This window comes from Saccharothrix sp. AJ9571 (genome assembly GCF_021725495.1).
GTDB classification, from domain to species: Bacteria; Actinomycetota; Actinomycetes; order Mycobacteriales; family Pseudonocardiaceae; genus Amycolatopsis; species Amycolatopsis magusensis.
In genome coordinates this window covers 8,653,951-8,671,036 of the sequence record NZ_CP091382.1, presented here as the reverse complement: position 1 = coordinate 8,671,036, position 17,086 = coordinate 8,653,951, and the positions used below count along the sequence as shown (strand labels likewise).

General features: G+C 69.2%; 15 protein-coding genes. 10 read left to right on the top strand and 5 right to left on the bottom strand.

The annotated features are described in order from the left end of the window. The first annotated feature begins 64 nt into the window (after positions 1-64). From L3Q67_RS39235 to L3Q67_RS39220, 4 genes are all read left to right on the top strand, one after another. The gene (locus L3Q67_RS39235; protein WP_499186465.1) at positions 65-1,717 is read left to right on the top strand and encodes a glycoside hydrolase family 28 protein; all 1,653 of its coding nucleotides are present in this window, start codon (positions 65-67) and stop codon (positions 1,715-1,717) included. A gap of 119 nt (positions 1,718-1,836) precedes the next feature. Beyond that, the gene (locus L3Q67_RS39230; protein ID WP_499186464.1) at positions 1,837-2,091 is read left to right on the top strand and encodes a hypothetical protein; all 255 of its coding nucleotides are present in this window, start codon (positions 1,837-1,839) and stop codon (positions 2,089-2,091) included. A 191-nt stretch (positions 2,092-2,282) separates the two neighbouring features. Then, positions 2,283-3,107: a hypothetical protein gene (locus tag L3Q67_RS39225; protein WP_499186463.1), complete on the top strand. Its 825-nt coding sequence runs from the start codon at positions 2,283-2,285 to the stop codon at positions 3,105-3,107. Between the two features lie 134 nt (positions 3,108-3,241). Beyond that, entirely contained in the window at positions 3,242-3,925 is a 684-nt protein-coding gene (locus L3Q67_RS39220; protein ID WP_499186462.1) for a hypothetical protein, read from the top strand. 159 nt (positions 3,926-4,084) lie between these two features. Here L3Q67_RS39220 and L3Q67_RS39215 read toward each other — a convergent pair whose 3' ends face one another. After that, positions 4,085-6,238: a hypothetical protein gene (locus L3Q67_RS39215; protein WP_499186461.1), complete on the bottom strand. Its 2,154-nt coding sequence runs from the start codon at positions 6,236-6,238 to the stop codon at positions 4,085-4,087. A 297-nt stretch (positions 6,239-6,535) separates the two neighbouring features. On the opposite strand from L3Q67_RS39215, the gene L3Q67_RS39210 reads away from it, so the two are divergent. The 3 genes from L3Q67_RS39210 (at position 6,536) to L3Q67_RS39200 (ending at position 10,828) form a co-directional block, all read left to right on the top strand. Beyond that, the gene (locus L3Q67_RS39210; protein ID WP_499186460.1) at positions 6,536-7,543 is read left to right on the top strand and encodes a class I SAM-dependent methyltransferase; all 1,008 of its coding nucleotides are present in this window, start codon (positions 6,536-6,538) and stop codon (positions 7,541-7,543) included. Positions 7,544-8,697: 1,154 nt separating this feature from the next. Continuing rightward, on the top strand, positions 8,698-9,816 hold the full coding sequence (locus L3Q67_RS39205) for a SagB/ThcOx family dehydrogenase (RefSeq protein WP_499186459.1): 1,119 nt from the start codon (positions 8,698-8,700) through the stop codon (positions 9,814-9,816). A gap of 475 nt (positions 9,817-10,291) precedes the next feature. Further along, a complete protein-coding gene (locus tag L3Q67_RS39200; protein WP_499186458.1) occupies positions 10,292-10,828 on the top strand; it encodes a response regulator transcription factor in 537 nt (178 codons plus the stop codon). Here the strand turns inward: L3Q67_RS39200 and L3Q67_RS39195 are convergent. Continuing rightward, a complete protein-coding gene (locus tag L3Q67_RS39195) occupies positions 10,761-11,645 on the bottom strand; it encodes a DUF3500 domain-containing protein (RefSeq protein ID WP_499186457.1) in 885 nt (294 codons plus the stop codon). The genes L3Q67_RS39200 and L3Q67_RS39195 overlap by 68 nt on opposite strands. Before the next feature lie 80 nt (positions 11,646-11,725). On the opposite strand from L3Q67_RS39195, the gene L3Q67_RS39190 reads away from it, so the two are divergent. Then, a complete protein-coding gene (locus L3Q67_RS39190; RefSeq protein ID WP_499186456.1) occupies positions 11,726-11,980 on the top strand; it encodes a hypothetical protein in 255 nt (84 codons plus the stop codon). 48 nt (positions 11,981-12,028) lie between these two features. Here the strand turns inward: L3Q67_RS39190 and L3Q67_RS39185 are convergent, their stop codons facing one another. Beyond that, complete coding sequence (locus L3Q67_RS39185; protein WP_499186455.1) at positions 12,029-12,988, bottom strand: GlxA family transcriptional regulator; 960 nt, start codon at positions 12,986-12,988, stop codon at positions 12,029-12,031. Positions 12,989-13,113: 125 nt separating this feature from the next. On the opposite strand from L3Q67_RS39185, the gene L3Q67_RS39180 reads away from it, so the two are divergent. After that, positions 13,114-13,761 carry a cysteine hydrolase family protein gene (locus tag L3Q67_RS39180; protein ID WP_499186454.1) on the top strand — a complete coding sequence of 216 codons (648 nt, stop codon included), beginning with the start codon at positions 13,114-13,116 and terminating at the stop codon, positions 13,759-13,761. A gap of 65 nt (positions 13,762-13,826) precedes the next feature. Here L3Q67_RS39180 and L3Q67_RS39175 read toward each other — a convergent pair whose 3' ends face one another. Next, complete coding sequence (locus tag L3Q67_RS39175; RefSeq protein ID WP_499186453.1) at positions 13,827-14,333, bottom strand: DUF3291 domain-containing protein; 507 nt, start codon at positions 14,331-14,333, stop codon at positions 13,827-13,829. A 31-nt stretch (positions 14,334-14,364) separates the two neighbouring features. Then, complete coding sequence (locus tag L3Q67_RS39170) at positions 14,365-15,024, bottom strand: helix-turn-helix transcriptional regulator (protein ID WP_499186452.1); 660 nt, start codon at positions 15,022-15,024, stop codon at positions 14,365-14,367. A gap of 200 nt (positions 15,025-15,224) precedes the next feature. Here L3Q67_RS39170 and L3Q67_RS39165 point away from each other — a divergent pair, with 200 nt between their 5' ends. Then, positions 15,225-17,066: a chondroitinase-B domain-containing protein gene (locus L3Q67_RS39165; RefSeq protein ID WP_499186451.1), complete on the top strand. Its 1,842-nt coding sequence runs from the start codon at positions 15,225-15,227 to the stop codon at positions 17,064-17,066. The last annotated feature ends 20 nt before the right edge of the window (positions 17,067-17,086 follow it).

Sequence of the window (17,086 nt, the reverse complement as noted above, 5' to 3'; positions counted from 1 at the left end):
GCGGGGCCGCCGCTGTCACGGTGAGGCGGATTGGCATTCCCGGCGCAGCCGAAGGAGAGAGCCGATGTCGAGGTCGCCGAACCGTCGTGACGCGCTGAGGCTGGGCGTCGCCGGAGCCGCCGCCGGGGGAGCCGTGGCCCTGCCGGGTGTCGCCGCGGCGACCGCGCCGGACGGGCACGGCGGCTCCCGCGGGGCCTTCTTCGACGTCCGGGAGCACGGCGCCCGCGGAGACGGCAAGACGCTCGATTCACCGGCGATCAACCGCGCCATCGACGCCGCCTCGGCGGCCGGCGGGGGCACGGTCCACTTTCCGGCCGGCACGTACGCGAGCTACTCCGTGCGGCTGAAGAGCAACATCACGCTCCACCTCGGCCACGGCGCGACCCTGCTCGCCGCCGAACCGGTGGACGGACAGGGATTCGACGACCCCGGCGAGGGTGCGGGCAACCCGTACCAGGATTTCGGGCACAGCCACTGGCGGGCCAGCCTGATCTGGGGCGAGGGACTGGAGAACATCCGGATCGCCGGGCCCGGCCGGATCGACGGTGCTTCGCTGGTGCGGAACATGGAGCCCGGCAGCCCACCGGGCACCGGGGACAAGGCGATCGCCCTCAAGCTCTGCCGCAACGTGGTGATCCAAGACGTCACCATCGTGCGGGGCGGTCACCTGTCGATCCTGCCCACCGGCGTGGACAACCTGTCCATCCTCAACGTCCGGATCGACACCGTTCGCGACGGCATCAACGTCGACTGCTGCCGCAACGTGCGCATCTCCGACTGCACGGTCAACACCCACGGCGACGACGCGATCGTGCTCAAGAGCTCCTACGCGCTGGGCTTCGCCAGGGCGACGGAGAACGTGACGATCGCCGACAGCATGGTGAGCGGCTACGACGTCGGAACCCTGATCGACGGGACCTACCAGCGGGAGGACCCGGAAGCCGCCGACCGCGACGGCCCGACCGGCCGGATCAAGTTCGGCACCGAGTCCAACGGGGGTTTCCGCAACATCGCCATCTCCAACGTCATCTTCGAGCGCTGCCGCGGGTTCGCGCTGGAGACCGTCGACGGCGGGCTGCTGGAGGACATCACGATCAGCAACATCACCATGCGGGACGTGTCCAACACGCCGTTCTTCCTGCGCCTCGGCGCGAGGATGCGCGGGCCGGCCGACGTCCCGATCGGCGCGCTGCGCCGGATCAGCATCAGCGACGTCACCGTGCACAACGCCGACCCGCGTTACCCGTCGATGATCATGGGCCTGCCGGGTCACCCCGTCGAGGACGTCCGGATCAGCAACGTACGCGTCCACATGCGCGGCGGGCTGTCGATGACCGAGGCCGCCGAGCAGCCGCTCGAGCTGATCAACACGTTCTTCGCCGAGCCGGGTGCTCGTGAGCCCTATGCCGTGCCGGAACGGGAACAGGCGTATCCCGAGCCGTCGATGTTCGGCATCCTGCCCGCATGGGCGCTCTACGTCCGCCACGCGACCGGCGTCCAGTTCGACCGGGTCAGCCTGCGGTTCGAGCAGCCGGACCGGCGTCCCGCGATCGTCCTGGAAGACGTCCGGGACGCGGAGTTCCACCACGTGCGGCTCGCGAAGGCCGACGGCGCACCGACGTTCGTGCTCCGCGACGTCACCGATTTCACCGTGCACCAGGGCAGACCGGTGGAGGAGGTGCGCATCCCCGGGCACGTCGGATCGCGGGAGTTCTGACCGGCCGGTGTCGCTGGATGGGGTGGGGGTCAGTTAGCGACGGGGGATGTGGGGCAGCCAAGGGGTGGAGGCCCCGCGACGGGGTTCCAGGCACTACACGCAGAGGTGGAGGAACCACGATGATGATCCGACGAATGCTCATGGGCGCGGCGGCAGCCCTGCTGATGACCAGCGGAACCGCGGTGGCGGCCCCGGCCCGGCAAGCCCCGGTCTGGGTCACCGAACAGGAGTGCGTGGACGGCGGCGGCGGGCCCGTCAAGCTGCCGATCTTCCCGGATCTCACCGTCTGCGTCGGCGGAGCGCACAACGAAGCCCTCGTCCGCGGCGCAACGGCGCAGACCCCGAGCGGCGGCCAGGCGACCTCCCCGAGCTGACGTGGCCGGCGAACGGCGAGCCTTCCCGGTCACTCCAGGCGTATAACGACCTATTCAGCCGCGCTCGAGTCGGGCATGGGATTCGGCTGCGGGCGTGCCTGGCGACGGCACAGCCGACCGCGGCGCGCAGAGCAACTGCCGGTTTTGGTACAACGTGCGCTTCCGTGACGCCGCATCCGGGAGGAGCACCCATGGCTCGACTGCTCGCCGCTCAGGATCTCGAGGTCCACCCGGACTACCGGATGTTCGGCATCGGGGAAAACGCGACCGGTTTCGGCGAAACCCCGCCGGTGCCGGGTGCGGGCTGGCTGGGCGTGGGACGGGCGTCGGTGACCGTGGGCGTGATGGAGGACAACCCACGTGAGCTCCCGCTGCGCCTCGAGCACTGGGACAGCGAGCCACCGATGCCGGAAGGCCCCGACACGCAGCACACCGTCTGCCTCCAGTTGCCGACCGGGAAGATCACGATCGACCAGGTCACCTACGGCGGGCAGGACACCGACCTGGACCTGGTTCCCGGTCTGTACGCGGCCCGGATCTCCGGCTGGCGCGGCAACGTGCTCAGGGAGCGGTACCTGGCCCAGTTCTGGCTGCTGTCGCCGACCGCCAGGTTCCTCCGGACCGGGGGCCGGCAAATCGGCGAGGGCTGTGACCGTTTCGCGATTCTCGACCGGGCCGCGGGAATACGCGAGGTGCCGCCGTCCGGAGGGCGGCTCGCGGTCGACGAGGCACTCATCCAGGTCAGGTATGACCAGGATCCGCCGCTTGTCCTGCTGGAACTGTGGGATGGCCCGCCGCTCGAACTCGGCGAGGCCCGTGTGCACGAGCCGTTCCGGCTGCGGCTGCCCTCCGGCCACCTCGACATCACACAACTACGGCCGGGCACATCGGAAGTGCAGGGCGGAGCGGTCCCGCTGGCCCGCGTCCCTCGTGGCGACTACGACGTCAGCCTGACCGTGCACACGCCGAACAAGTACCTGTTCCGGTTGTGGCCGGTGTCGACGCCGTCGACGTAATCGACCTCCGCCTCGACCCGGAAACCCAGCTCACCCAGGTCGGCGCCTCGGTTCCGAACGCGATGCGGGCCATGTGCCGCGCACCCGTGGGTCGTCGGTGCATCATGGGCGGGCGGGTCACCAGGGGAGGCAGGATGGTCGAGCAGCCGGAGGCGTTGCTGCACCGCTACGAGGAGGCGCGTGCGAAGCACCTGGCGTCACGGAAGGCCGAAGCTGAGGCGCTGGATGCTTTGCAAGCGTTGAAGAAGCCCAGGGACGAGGAGGTGGAGCAGGCTCGCCGGCGTGCCTTCGCGGAGTGGGAGGAAGCGGTTCGGCGGCCGCGGCGGCCCTGGCTGGTGCGCCGTTGGCGCTGGTGGTGGAGGCGTACGCGGCTGTACCGCTGGCAGCAGGGCCGGGCCGACCACTGCGCCGCCGCGTGCGCCGACGCGGTCGAGCAGTACCGCCTGGACTTCGAACGCACCCACGGGGCCGACTACGAGCAGGTCGTCGAGCGAGCCCGCGTGGTGCACAACCGTGCGGTCACCCGCCGCCGGGTCGCGGACTCGGCCGATCGCGAGGTGACCCAGGAGATCATCCGGCTCCTGCACCGCGAACACCGCTGGACCCCGCGCGAGATCAGCGACGCGCTGCCGAACCAGACCGAGCACGGGGTGAAGAAGGCTCTCGGCCTGCTGCCGCGACCCACCTCGCGCTCGCGCAACCCGCGCCACACGGGAGGCGGCGGCTGGGACGGGTATTACGTCGGTGGCTACGACGGGGGAGCGGCCAACTGCAGTGGTGGCGGCGACGGTGGCGGTGGTGGCGGGGGCGGCGACTGACCCCACGCCCCACGGCACAGCCGTGACGCACGCTGAACAACGAGGTATCCAGTTCACCCGAGGGCATCCAGGGCGTGGACGGGAATCCCTGCCCAGGTCATCGAGCGGTCCACGTGCGGTGCCCGCCGCCCGGGTGGACCGGGCGGCGGGCACCGGCGGTCAGCCGGAGTACCTGACGGAGAACGGGTAGTACCTTTCCTCGGTGGAACCGCCGTCGGCACGGGTGCCGGTGACGGTCAACGAGTAACTGCCGCCGTGGGCCGGGGTCCAGGTGACCGCGGCGTTCCCGGCCTGGTCCGCGGGCACGGTGACCTCCGGGGTGCTGGTCCCCCCGCTGAGGTCGTTCACCCGGTACGTGTAGGCGGTCATGCCGTCGGTGGCCGGGCTGAAGATGAAGGTGCCCTCGATGCCCGGACCGCCGCTGTCGCCGCCGGGATATTCGGCCGAGGTCACCAGTGGGGCGTCGGTGACGGTGAAGGAGTAGTACGCGTGGCCCGAGTGGGTGCCGTCCGCGGCCTTGGCCCGGACGGTGGCGGTGTGGAAACCGGGCCACGTCGGGGTGTAGGGCGTGGTCGCGGTGCCGTCGGCGCCCGCCGCCAGTGCGGTGGTGACTCCGTCCACTGTGAACTCATAGGCGACCGTGCCGGGCAGGCGGGAGGCCAGGTGGAAGGTTCCCTGGTGCATCGGGCTCGCCGGCCACCTGTGGAATTCGGCCGAGGTCACGATCGGCGAGTCGTCCACGGTCAACGAGGTCCCACCCTCGTTGGACAGCAGGCCGGTGGCGTTGCGGGCTCGCGCGGTCAGCCAGAAGCTACCGCCCTTGGCCGGGGTCCAGTCGAATTCCGCGCTCCCGTCCGGCCGGGCGGGCACGGTCAGCTTGGTGTCCGGGTCGAACGAGAACCAGTACACGTACTCGGTGATGTCACGCATCGGCGACCGGAGCGTGAACGTCCCCGGCACACCGGGACTGTCCGCGCCGGTTCGCGAGATGTACGGTGCGACGCCGTCGATGTAGAGGTGCTGGACGCGAATTTCGGAGATCACGTCGTCGTTGGCGCTCTGCACGCGGAGAAAGGTCGACGCCGACGAAGGCGGGACCCAACTGAACTCCGCGCCACCGTCCGGACGGGCGGGAATGGTGACGCGGTCACCGATCGGCTGGTCGTGGTCGGTCGTGAACCAGTAGGTGTAGGAGGTCGTTCCAGCCAGCCGGGGCGTGAGCGTGAACTGCACCGGCGTGCCGATCTGCACCGGACCGCCGTACTCGATCACCGGGGCGGTGTCGACCTGGAAGCGGTATTCGCGGTCCAGTGAAACCGTTCCGTCGAGGCCGGTGTTGCGGACGTAGAGCACGTTTTCCCCGCCGTGCGAGGGAGCGAGGGTCACTTGCGCCTTGCCGTCGGCGCCCGCGGCCACGGTCTGCTCCGAGGTGTCTTCGAGGCGGTAGGTGTAGCTCGTGGTGTCCGGCAGGCCGGGGCTGAACTCGAACACACCCGGTACGCCGATGTTGCCCTCAGGGTTGGTGGTCTGATCGGGATAGAGGTTCGACCAGACGTGGGGCCGGATGTCGCGCACAGTGAACGTGGCGCTTTGGTCCCACGAGTAGTTGTTCGCCCGGTCGATGGCGCGCACCACCGCGCTGAACAAGCCGGTTTCCGGTGGCGCCCAGGTGATCGTCGCCGAACCGGTCACCGGATCGGCGGGCACCGAGGTCCAGGGAATCGGGTCGGGGCCATTCTGGCCGTGGCGGGGGAAGTAGTACTCGTAGCGTGCCACGTCGGTGGAACCGTTGGGGGAGAAGGTGAACTCGCCCGGAACGCCGATGCCGCCGCGGGGTTCCCACTGATCACCGGACAGGTAGACCGCCGATTTCACCGCGGGGATCTCCGGCCGGACGCTGTCCGGGGTGTAGTAGCACGTTGGCGACCAGTCCGAAGTGGCGGTGCCGTCGGAGATCCGGAGCCGCCAGGCATAGGTGCGGTCCGAGGGCAGCCCGGAGTGGTCGAACTGCGCGTAGGCGTGGCCGTCCACCACCCCCCAGTCGAGTTCGCGGCGCAGCGTCGGGTCGTCGGCCGACCACAACTCCCAGTTCGCGGTCAGTTCCTGGCCGGGATCGGGGTCCGTGGCGGTGGCGTGGAAAACGGTGATCTCGTCGCCACGGACGAACGTGCCGGGCGCCGTGGTGGCGCAGGGACCGCCCGGATCGGAGTACAGGCCGGACGGCGTGGCGGGCGGCGTGTTGGTGGCTCCGCTCGCGGCCGGGGTTCCGGCGAACAGCAGTGCGGTAGCGGAAAGCAGGGCGGCGGCGGTCAAGGTCCGGTGTGGTCTTCGCCGGGACGGCGATGTCCTCCGGTGGAATGCGCGCAGCATTGATCGATCCCCCTCGTGACGTGGAGGCAACCCCACGTCGCTCCCCAGCGTGTTCAGCTCAGCACCGGAGTCCGACGGTGGTCAAGACCACTGAGGTGACCCGTGACCATCCCGGAACACGGGGTGTCACGGCGCTGACGCACGCCTAGTGCCGGTCCCGGCTTCGTCGTGGCCAGCCCCAGTTCGCCGCCGCGGTCGCTTGCTCTATGCAGAGAGCGGGATTTGTGTCATGAAAGGGAGATGACGAATACATCAGAAGATGCGTACCGGCACATTGTCACCCAGTCCATCGCGTTCCTGTATCCCGCCGCGCTGCGGGCGGCGGCGCTGCTGGAGGTGGCTGATCATCTGGCGGGCGGGCCGCGAGACGTGGCCGAACTGGCTGGGCTGACCGGGGCGAATGGCCCGTACCTGCGGCGCCTGCTGCGTCTTCTGGCCTCCCACGGGACTTTCCGGGAGGACGAGGACGGCCGGTTCCACCTGACGCCCCAAGCGGATCTGCTGCGGGCTGACGCTCCCCGGTCCCTGCGGGCAGCGGTGCTCCTGGTGACCGAGGACAGCTGGTGGCAGTCCGCCGCCGACCTCGCCGAGGCGGTCCGGCGTGGCGAACCGGCGTTCGACCGTCGCGTCGGCAAGCCGTTTTTCGCCCACCTGGCCGAACATCCGGAGCACGGAGCGCTGTTCGACGCGGGCATGGCGGCCTACTCGGCCGGCGATATCGGCTACCTCGTCGAGGGCTACGACTTCCCGGACAGTGGAATCATGGTGGATGTCGGCGGTGGGCGGGGCGGCCTGCTGCTCGCGGCGCTGCGTGCCCGCCCGGGCCTGCGCGGCATTCTTCTCGACCAGGAACAAGTGCTGGCGGGCACCGTGCTCCCCGAGCTCGGCGCCGACGACCGGTGGACACTGCACCCGGGCGATTTCTTCTCCTCGGTGCCCGCCGGCGACCTCTACACGGTCAAGAACATCCTCCACGACTGGAGCGACGACCAGTGCGTACGAATACTGGAGAACTGCCGCCGCGCGATGAACCCGGGCGCCCGCCTGCTCGCCGTCGACGCGGTCATCCCACCCGGCAACGACCCGCACTTCGGCAAGGCGATCGACATACTGATGCTGCTGCTCCTCCCGGGACAGGAACGCACCCGATCGGAGTTCGAGCGGATCTTCGAACGAGCCGGGTTCCGGATCACGCAGGTGATCCCCACCCCCGGCACGGCGTCCATGATCGAGGCGGTGCCCGCCTGACCGACTCTTGTAAGTCATCGTGCGGAACGGACGCCTTCGCCAGGCAAGAGCGTCCGCATGGTTTCGATACAGGTCGGCTCGGAAGTCGAGGCGGGAGAGACCTGGCCGACCCCAGGAAGTGGCAGACGCTACGGCTGCGTGATCTGCAACCACACTGGTTCGGCCGGATGTTCCTGGGCGAGCGCGCCTGGCCGATCGAACCGGCGGCCGGTAACGGCTGACAGCGGCGGTGATCCCCGACGGCCTGGCTCCAGCGGGCACGTCACTTGTTGATCGGACGGCAACTCGATCCGAAATGCTGTAATAGCTGATTCGGATGGACCGGTTCGGGTCGAAGTATTCGATGCGGACGAGATAGCGTCACTTCGGGTTCCGGTTAGTTCGCCAAGGAAACATGTCAAAGTGTACGCCAATGATGGTGATTTATTCGTCATGTCGTGTTTGTTTTGGCCGCTATTTAGGCAGGAAACGGCTCTCGAGCTGCCCTCGAGGCCGGTGCGCACCACGACGAACCACCCGGGGACGAGGCCCGATCCTCCGCTGTCGATGACGGATCGCTTGCACGGGCTCGACCGCGCTCGGCGACCTGCGCACGCGAGTACGGCAGGCTCACCTGTTCGGGTCGCCAGGCCGGGTTGGCTCGATTCGGCTCATGCTGCTCGTGAAGTACCTCCACCAGGGTGCGCAGTGGAGTCGATCGCGCCGGTCCTGCCGCTGAAGGGTGGTGATGCGCACCGCCGGACCGGACTTCTTGTGGGTGTTCAGGTGATCGGCCGCGCCGCTCGGCCGGTACCGCGCGGTTGCCCAGCAGGAGGCGCTTTTCCTTGCCAGCGAAGGGTTTTCACGAATCGGGCCGCGCGTCGATCGGTCGGGTGGATCAGGGGCGCCCGGCGTTAGGCGCCGGGTGTGGCGGAAACCCCTGGCACGTCAAGCAGAACTGGTGCGTCACCGACTCCGGCGAAGGAGGTGCAACCGATGCGCGAAATTTCGATGAGTGCCCACAAGGTGGAGCGGGCCGACCGCAACACCGCCTACTTCCACTGGATCTACGACAGCAAGTAACGCTGCGGGTGCGGGGGCCGGGCGCCGATCCGGGTGCCCGGCCCCGTCCCGGTCCCCGCCGGAACCGACCCTCACCTCCCAGGAGTGCCGTCATGCGCCTTCGCCGCGCCAGCTGTGTGGTCTGCTATTGGTACGAGGGCGAGTTCGTCGCCCATCCCTATCCGGGGCCGGAGCCGACCGCGGTGCACCCGGCGGCCGCGGAGATCCTGTCCGCGTTCGGCGAGTGGATCGAGCCGGCGAAGGCCGCTGAACTGCTCGACCACCTCACGCCCGCGACCGTGGCCGAAGCGGTGGAGGCCCTGTTCGAGGCGGGGCTGCTGCTCGCCGAGGACAGCCCGCAGGCCACCCGCGACGCCGAAGTGGCCCAGCAGTGGGCCACCTGGGCGCCGGAGGCGTCGTTCTTCCACTACGCCACCCAGGACCTGTCCTGCCCCACCGAGGAGGAGCGGCAGCGACTACTGGCCGAGGGGAGCGGCCAGGATTTCCCCGACCACGTGCTGTTCACCGGCTACCCCGACGCCCCGCGGGTGCTGCTGCCGCGCCGTCCCGCCGACCTGCGGCTGCCGTACGACCAGGTGCTCTACGCCCGTCGCACCCACCGCGACTTCGCCGCCGAACCCGTCGCGCTGGACACCCTGGCCACGCTGCTGGCCACCGTGTTCGGGCCGGTCGACTTCATCGACAGCGGGCACGAGGTGCTGTTCCGCCGCACCAGCCCATCCGGCGGCTCGCGCCAAGAACTCGAGCCGTACGTGGCCATCCGCGACGTCACCGGCGTCGATCCGGGGATCTACCACTACAACCTGCGCGAGCACTCGCTGGAACTGCTCTCGCCGGGGCTGAGCGCGGACGAGGTCGCGCACCTGTGCGCCGACCAGGCCTGGGCGGGCGGCGCGGCCTTCCTGGTCGTGCTCGCCGCGGTGATCGACCGCATGAGCAGCAAGTACCGCAACGCCCGGTGCTACCGGGTGAGCCTGCTCAACGCCGGGCACCTCGGGCAGACCTTCGCGCTGACCGCCACCGCGCTCGGCCTCGGCCCCGCGCAGACCGGCGCGTTCCACGACACCGCGGTCGCCGAACGCTGCGGCCTGGACAACATCGGCCACACCCCGGTGTACGTGCTCGCCGCCGGGCACCCGCACCCCGAGCCGGAGAAGGGGCCACCACCCGCTCGGCTGGACACCTTCAGCGGCAGCGTGCTGCAACGCTGACGCGAAATATGTTTCTATTGGACTGTAGGAGGCGAAACCTCGAAGGCGGATGCGGTAAACCGCGGAATCCGCGGCCCTTCGAAGGGGGGCCCGGTTCGGGTGCCACTTACCCCAACGGAACCGCGTGGCTGGAAGAACCTCCGCGCCGGGTCGGGCCCGGCGCGGAGGTCACCTTCGCCACCGGATATGACAAGTGGCACGGTCGGTCCCTCGTGGCCTACCCCGCAGGCCCCGTGCTCGAACGCGGCCGAGCTGTGCACCCCCAAGCGGTAGCGTCGACGGCACTGGTGCCCTGAGCCCCGCGTTGATCGGGTGTTGAGCGCGGCTGCGCAGACTGGCGGCAACGTTCACCGCACAGCTGTCGAAGGGCCGCCATGCCGGAGAGACTCCCCGTTCACGTCACCGCGACCGACCCGATCCTGGAAACCGGGGTGGCCGCCCAGTTGCGCACCCGTCCGGAACTGGTCCTGCTCCCATGCCGGACCCCGCGCTCGAGGTCGATCCGTCGGCGGTGTGCGTGGTGGTCAGCGACGTGGCCGACGACGCCGCCCTGCGGCTGGTCCGCGAACTCCGCGGGCGGGGCCTGCGGCAGGTGGTGATGGTGCTGGCGGTGATCGACGACGGCGCCCTGCTGTCCGCGGTCGAAGTGGGTGTGTGCGGCCTCGTGCTGCGCGCGGAAGCGACCCCGGAGCGGCTGGTCGAATCGGTCCGCCACGCCGCGGCGATGGGCGGGGTGCTCTCGCCCCGCTTGCTGGGCAGGCTGCTGGATCAGGTGAATCGCCTGCAGAACCAGGTCCTGGCGCCACGCGGGCTGCGGTTCTCGGGTCTTTCCGACCGCGAGGCGGCGGTGCTGCGCATGATCGCCCAGGGCATGGAAGTGCGGGAGATCGCCGCGCAACTGTGCTATTCCGAGCGCACCATCAAGAACACCGTGCACGACGTGGTCAGCCGCTTCCAACTGCGCAACCGCACCCACGCCGTCGCCTTCGCCATGCGGGAAGGCATGATCTGACGATCTCGCGGAAGAGCCGTCGACCGGGCCGGTGCCCCAGCGAGGAGGAAGACCGCGGATTTGCCGACCCGCCTATCCGCTGATCGGAAACCATCCCCAACTTCAGGGATACGCCTCCGGTGGCCTCGCGGCAAAACTGAGGACAAGTCGCGCGGCCGCGTTGACGACCATCACGGGAAATCCGGAAGGGGATGGGCGTGAAAAGGATCGGGCCGAAGAAATTACTGACGCTGCTAGGAACCGCCACCGCCATCGGCACCGGGGGTGTTCCGGCGGTGGGCTGGCTTGACCTGGAGGCCACGAATTTCGGGGCAGAAACCTTCCTGTGCCTCGACTCGTACAACGTTGTCGCGTCGGTGAGGACGCCGTCGATGTCGGCGCCTGCCGAGCCGCGCTGGCCGGCGAATTCGATGTAGGCGTTCGGGCCGGAGATCTGGAAGTAGATGCCGTCGCCTGGGGTCATGTCGTAGACGGTGGCACCGGGCCAGTTGACGTAGGTGTCGTCAAGGGTGGTCTCGATCTTGGCCAGGGCGTCAGCGGTGGTGTTCTCGTCGGCCAGGCCGGCCCAGTTGGCGATGACGTCGAGGAGGAGTTGCTTTTGCTCGTCGGTGAGGTCGGCGCCGGAGAGCCCGGTGCCGGTGGGGTAGTCGCAGGTGTCGCCGGGTGCGCAGACCATGGCTGCGACGTCTTCGCTCTGGTAGAGGGCGGCTTTCTGCTCGTCGGTCAAGCTGTCGTAGAAGGCGAATGCGGTCTCGTAGATGCCGGCGAACGGCTGCACCTCTTCGCCGTCGGTGTTCGTGTAGACGGCGGGCTGCACGCCCAGGTGGGTGGGGGCGAACGTGATGGCGTTGATGCCGAGGTGGTGGCCGCCGTTACGTCCCGTACCCCGACGGCCGCGTGGCTGACACCGACCAGAGTTTCGCGGCGGTCGCTTCGGTGGGGGTGGAGTGGGAGGGCTACGAGGTGAGCCTTTCGGGCACTGTGTGGGACCGCGCCGCCGACGGCTACGGCGTGCGGGTGGAGGTGGGCTACCACTGGCAGAACGGTGCCGTCTGGGAATGGACCACCCGCATATTCGGCAAGGCCGAGGGCGGCAACACTTCGTGCGAGCCCAGCCCGCGGCTGGAGCAATTCCTCTCTGTCGTCGGCTGAGGAGTTCCCGGCGGTCTCGCACGGCTTCCACCAGGCCGCCGACCCCGGTCAGCTGCTGACCAGGCCGGCGAATCGCTGCCGATAGGACGTCGGCGTGGTCGCGTACGCCCTGACGAAGTTCTGCCGGAAGGTGACGACGCTGTCGTAGCCACACGTCTCGGCGATGCGGGCGACGGTCCACGCGGTCACTTCGAGCAGTCTGCGTGCCTCGTCGAGTCTGCGGGCGGTGACCCAGCGCGCCGGGCTGGTCCCGGTCGTTTCGCGGAACCGCCGGACGAAGTTCCTGGTGCTCATCCGCGCGTGGCCGGCCAGATCTTCCACCGAGAGCGGGAGGTGCAGGTTGGCGGCCGCCCATTCCAGGGTGGTGCCGATCGGGTCGGTCGCGCCGGCGTGCCCGGCCAGCGGGCGCTCGATGTACTGGGCCTGGTCGCCCTCCCGGTGCGGTGCGATGACCAGGTGCCGTGCCACCGTCGTCGCCGCGGCGGCCCCGAGGCGCTGCCGGACGATGTGCAGGCAGGCGTCGAGCGCGGACGCCGTGCCGGCGGAGGTGAGCACGTCGCCGTGGTCGACGTAGAGAGCGGAGGATTGCACCGCGACCTCCGGATGACCGGCGGCGAGTCGCGCCGCCGCTGCCCAGTGGGTCGCCGCGCTCCGCCCATCGAGCAGCCCGGCGCTCGCCACCGGGAAGGCGCCCAGGCACAGGCCCACCACACCGGCGCCGCGCCCGTGCGCGGCCCGGACCACTTCGACCAGTTCCTCCCGCGGCGGCGGAAGATCCGTGGGCCACGAGGGGAACACGACCAGATCGGCCGCGCTCGCGACAGCAGGGGAGCCGAGCCCGTCGACCACGAGGCCCTCGGAGGTGCGGATCGACCGCCCGTCCGCGCTCCACACGGTCGTGCTCCAGTCCGTGGCGAGCCCCTGACGGGACACTTCGTCGAAAACGAGGAGTGGGGCGGCGAGGTGGAACGTGGTGATGCCGTCGAAGGCGTGGACAGCGATCTTCATGCTTGGCGCAATCCCATCGATAGTTGACTTGTGCGCCACTCACGATAACCCGTCGCGCCCTGCCAGGGTGGACACGGTCAAGGCGGTCCGCGTGACCGCTCACCCCTGGAACGGAGATCGGCACCTTGGAAACCCAGCCCCGCCGCGCCCTCGTTGTCGTCGACGCGCAGCTCGAGTACTTCGACGAGGACCGGCCGCTTGCCGTGCAGTACCCGCCCCGGGACGAGTCCCGCGCGAATCTCGTCGAGGCGATCGATGTCGCGATCCGCAACGACGTTCCCGTTGTGACGGTGCGCCACGAGCTTCCCCCGGGCGCCCCCGTCTTCGCCGCCGGCTCCGAGGCGGCCGCGGTCCACCCCGACGTGGTGGAACGCGCCACTGGAAAGGGCACGGAAATCGTCAAGCGCTTCTCGAGCGTTTTCGCGGACACCGAGCTCACCGAGTGGCTGCGAGCACACGAAATCGACACGATCACACTGGTCGGCTACATGACGAACAACTGTGTCCTCGCCTCCGCCGCCTCCGCTGAGCCGCTCGGCTTCACCGTCGAGGTGTTGAGGGACGCGACGGGCGCCGTGCACCTCTCGAACGAGGCGGGCTCCGCCTCGGCACGACAGGTCCACGACACCCTGATGGTGCTGCTCCACTCGAACTTCGCCGCGGTCGCCACCACCGACGACTGGACGTCGGCGGTGTCCGGTGCCCGCACGCTGCCGAAGAGCGACCTGGGCAACTCGGCGATCCAGGGCAGGAGCGCGCACAGCGCCCGATGACTTCGCCGACGCGGTGATCGGCCCGGTTGCCGTCCTGCCACTTCAGTGTTGGTCGCTGGGTGATCTCAGCTGGTGGTCTGGACCGTGGTCGTGGCGTCGGCGTCCATGACGACGAGGCCTGCGTCGGCAGCGGTGTATTCGTCCCTGAAGCCGAAGGCGCTGGGCGAGGGCCCGCAGGTGCGCAGCAGGTGCAGCCGCTCGACCGCCTCGTCGACGGTGGGCAGGTGGCCGGCCGGGATCCACCACATCACCTGGAACGCCGTCTTCGGCAGCTCGAACCACTCGGCGCGGCGCCGGAGCACGTCGAGGTGGCCGCTGCGGTAGACGTAGTCCCACAGGCTGTCGCGGTTCTCCCAGACCGACATGTTCACGATGACGTCCGCGCCGAGCGAGGTCCGGATTCCGGTGGCGTCGTTGCCCCCGCCACCGACCAGTCGCCACACGAACCCGGGCGCCTGGTCGGCGACGGCGTTGAGGGTGTCCAGCATCGAGGTGAAGCCGTGCGTGCGCGGGTCGTCCAGAGGGTGTTTCAGGGTGCCTACGTTGAGCTGGGCGAGGTGGTGTCCGGTCATGCGCTCACCTCACCACCCCGATCTCTCTAAGTCAATCTTCATTATTTTTAGAAGAGGTGACGGCGACGCAGCACATCGACGGCTGCGGATCCAGATAGGCCCGCAGTCCCTCGGCACCCTCGAGGAGGCCTTCCAGCAGGGCCAGGTTCATGCCGCAGATCAGCGCGGGGTGCCGCTCCGAGAGGACGTGGAACGGGCAGTTGACGAGGCGAAGGACGACGCCGTCCGCGTCCGCGCGCGGCACGTAGCCGCGCGCGGACAGAACTGCCCGCACCGCGTCGAGGTCCTCGATCGGTCCGGCGGCGGCCCGCGCGGCTCGTCCCTCCCGCACGGCGGCGGCCCGCAACTCGGCATCCAGCCGGGCGCTGTCCGCCACCTCGGCCAGCAGGTCGGCGGCGGTGCGGTAGTCCCGCGCCGGAACCGACACGTGACGCTCGGCACCGGACCGGCGGTAGAGCTTGGCCGGGCGGCCGGCACCCGGACCCGAACGCCCGGTGAGCCGCCGGCTCCCGGTGACGAGCAATCCGGCGTCGACGAGTTTGTCGAGGTGGAACGCGGCCAGTGTGCGCTGGATCCCGGCGCCCTCGGCCGCCTCGTTGCGACTCACCTCATGGTCCTGGGCGACCACGTACTCATACAGCCGCCGCCGGACCGGATCCTGCAGCGCCCCGATCGCCTCGATGTCCTCCATCCCACCAGTCTAAGAACAACGCAGGTAGTCGATAGAGACCAGTGGCGGAAGTCGGAATCGCGGAACAGGGTCGGCGCGATCGGCAGTTCGCCCAGCGTGAACGTCGACATCGACCCGGCGCCGAAGCCGCGGTGGCCGCGTGCGCAGTGTGCGGCTCCGCGCGGGGACCCGTCCCCTTCGCTGCTTCCTACGCTGCCGACATGAAACGGCGTTCGACGAAACGGATTTTCCGCGTCCTCGTGGTGGGGGTGCTGATGACCGGCGTTGCCGGGGTGGCCGAGGCGGCGGGCCCGCGGCTGGACGTGGCCGGGGTCACCGCCAGCGGCGATGACGGGAACGTCGCGGCCAACACCCTCGATGGCGACTTGTCCACCCGATGGTCCGCCGAAGGCGACAACGTCTGGATCAGCTACGACCTGGGCTCCGCGCAGACCGTGGGATCGATTTCCCTGGCCTGGCACAAAGGGGACTCCCGCAAATCCACCTTCGACGTGCGGACCTCCGACGACGGATCATCCTGGACCACCATCGCCGCCGGGCTGTCCGGCACCGGCACCACAACCGGCCTCGAAGCCCACGACCTCACCGACACGAAAGCACGTCATGTGCGGATCGTCGGTCACGGCAACACCTCGAACGACTGGACCAGCATCACCGAAACCACGATCCACGGCGTCGACGGCAACAGCGGCGGGCCCGGGCGGACCGTCAACGTGGCGAACTCGTCACAGCTGTCCAGCGCCTTCGCGGGGGCCCAGGCGGGAGACCGGATCGTGCTGGCCGACGGCAGCTACAGCATCGGCAAGCTGAGCGGCAAGAACGGCACCGCGGACCAGCCCATCACCGTCGTGGCGGCCAATCGTGGCGGGGCTGTGGTCAACGGCGGGCAGCTGGAGGTGTCGAACTCCTCGCACGTGGTGATCGACGGCCTCCGGTGGACCAACAGCAACACGCTCAAGCTCACCAGCTCGAACCACGTGCGGCTGACGCGCAACCACTTCCGCCTCACCGAGTCCTCCTCCCTCAAGTGGGTGCTGGTGCAGGGGGCGGGCAGCCACCACAACCGGATCGACCACAACCTGTTCGAGGAAAAGCACCAGCTGGGCAACTTCATCACCATCGACGGCTCGTCGACCCAGCAGTCCCAGCACGACCTCATCGACCACAACCACTTCCGCGACATCGGCCCCCGGGCCGAGAACGAAATGGAAGCCATCCGGGTCGGCTGGAGCGGTATCTCGCAGTCCAGTGGGCACACCGTGGTCGAGTCGAACCTGTTCGAGAACTGCGATGGCGATCCGGAGATCGTCTCGGTCAAGAGCAACGACAACACCGTGCGCTACAACACCTTCCGCACCTCGCAGGGCACCCTCTCGCACCGCCACGGCAACCGCGGCGCCTTCTACGGCAACTTCTTCCTCGGCGAAGGCAAGGCGGGAACCGGCGGCATCCGGATCTACGGCCAGGACCACAAGATCTACAACAATTACTTCGAAGGCCTGACCGGCAAGGGCCATGACGCCGCGCTGCAGGTCGACGGCGGCGACGTGGACACCTCGGGCGCGCTCAGCGCCCACTGGCGCGTCTACCGGGCGACGGTGGTGAACAACACCTTCGTGAACAACGCGTCCACCATCGAGGTCGGCGCGAACTACAAGCTCGCCCCGGTCGACTCGGTCGTCGCGAACAACGTGGTCGTCGGCGGTGAGGGCAAGCTGTTCGACGAACTCAAGGTGCCGGTGAACATGACTTATGCGGGGAACATCGCCTGGCCCACCGGCGCCGCGACCATCGGCATCGTGCGACCCGATGAAGCCATCCGGAAGGCCGATCCGCTGCTGGTCCGCGACGGGTTGCTGTACCGGCTCACCGCCGGGAGCCCCGCGGTGGACGCCAGTGCGCCGGGTTACCCGTTCACCACCGACGACATGGACGGCCAAGCCCGCGTGGCGGCGGTGGACACCGGCGCCGATGAGCACTCGTCCGCCGCGGTCACCCGTGGACCGCTCGACCCGGCCGATGTGGGACCGGGCGCGCCGTAGCACCACTCGCACCACCGACC

Bases quoted from the DNA above. Each gene is read 5' to 3' on its own strand.
- L3Q67_RS39170 (WP_499186452.1), bottom strand. From the start codon at position 15,024: ATGGAGGACATCGAGGCGATCGGGGCGCTGCAGGATCCGGTCCGGCGG.
- L3Q67_RS39230 (WP_499186464.1), top strand. From the start codon at position 1,837: ATGATGATCCGACGAATGCTCATGGGCGCGGCGGCAGCCCTGCTGATG.
- L3Q67_RS39225 (WP_499186463.1), top strand. From the start codon at position 2,283: ATGGCTCGACTGCTCGCCGCTCAGGATCTCGAGGTCCACCCGGACTAC.
- L3Q67_RS39210 (WP_499186460.1), top strand. From the start codon at position 6,536: ATGACGAATACATCAGAAGATGCGTACCGGCACATTGTCACCCAGTCC.
- L3Q67_RS39235 (WP_499186465.1), top strand. From the start codon at position 65: ATGTCGAGGTCGCCGAACCGTCGTGACGCGCTGAGGCTGGGCGTCGCC.
- L3Q67_RS39220 (WP_499186462.1), top strand. From the start codon at position 3,242: ATGGTCGAGCAGCCGGAGGCGTTGCTGCACCGCTACGAGGAGGCGCGT.
- L3Q67_RS39175 (WP_499186453.1), bottom strand. From the start codon at position 14,333: ATGACCGGACACCACCTCGCCCAGCTCAACGTAGGCACCCTGAAACAC.
- L3Q67_RS39200 (WP_499186458.1), top strand. From the start codon at position 10,292: ATGCCGGACCCCGCGCTCGAGGTCGATCCGTCGGCGGTGTGCGTGGTG.
- L3Q67_RS39165 (WP_499186451.1), top strand. From the start codon at position 15,225: ATGAAACGGCGTTCGACGAAACGGATTTTCCGCGTCCTCGTGGTGGGG.
- L3Q67_RS39205 (WP_499186459.1), top strand. From the start codon at position 8,698: ATGCGCCTTCGCCGCGCCAGCTGTGTGGTCTGCTATTGGTACGAGGGC.
- L3Q67_RS39185 (WP_499186455.1), bottom strand. From the start codon at position 12,988: ATGAAGATCGCTGTCCACGCCTTCGACGGCATCACCACGTTCCACCTC.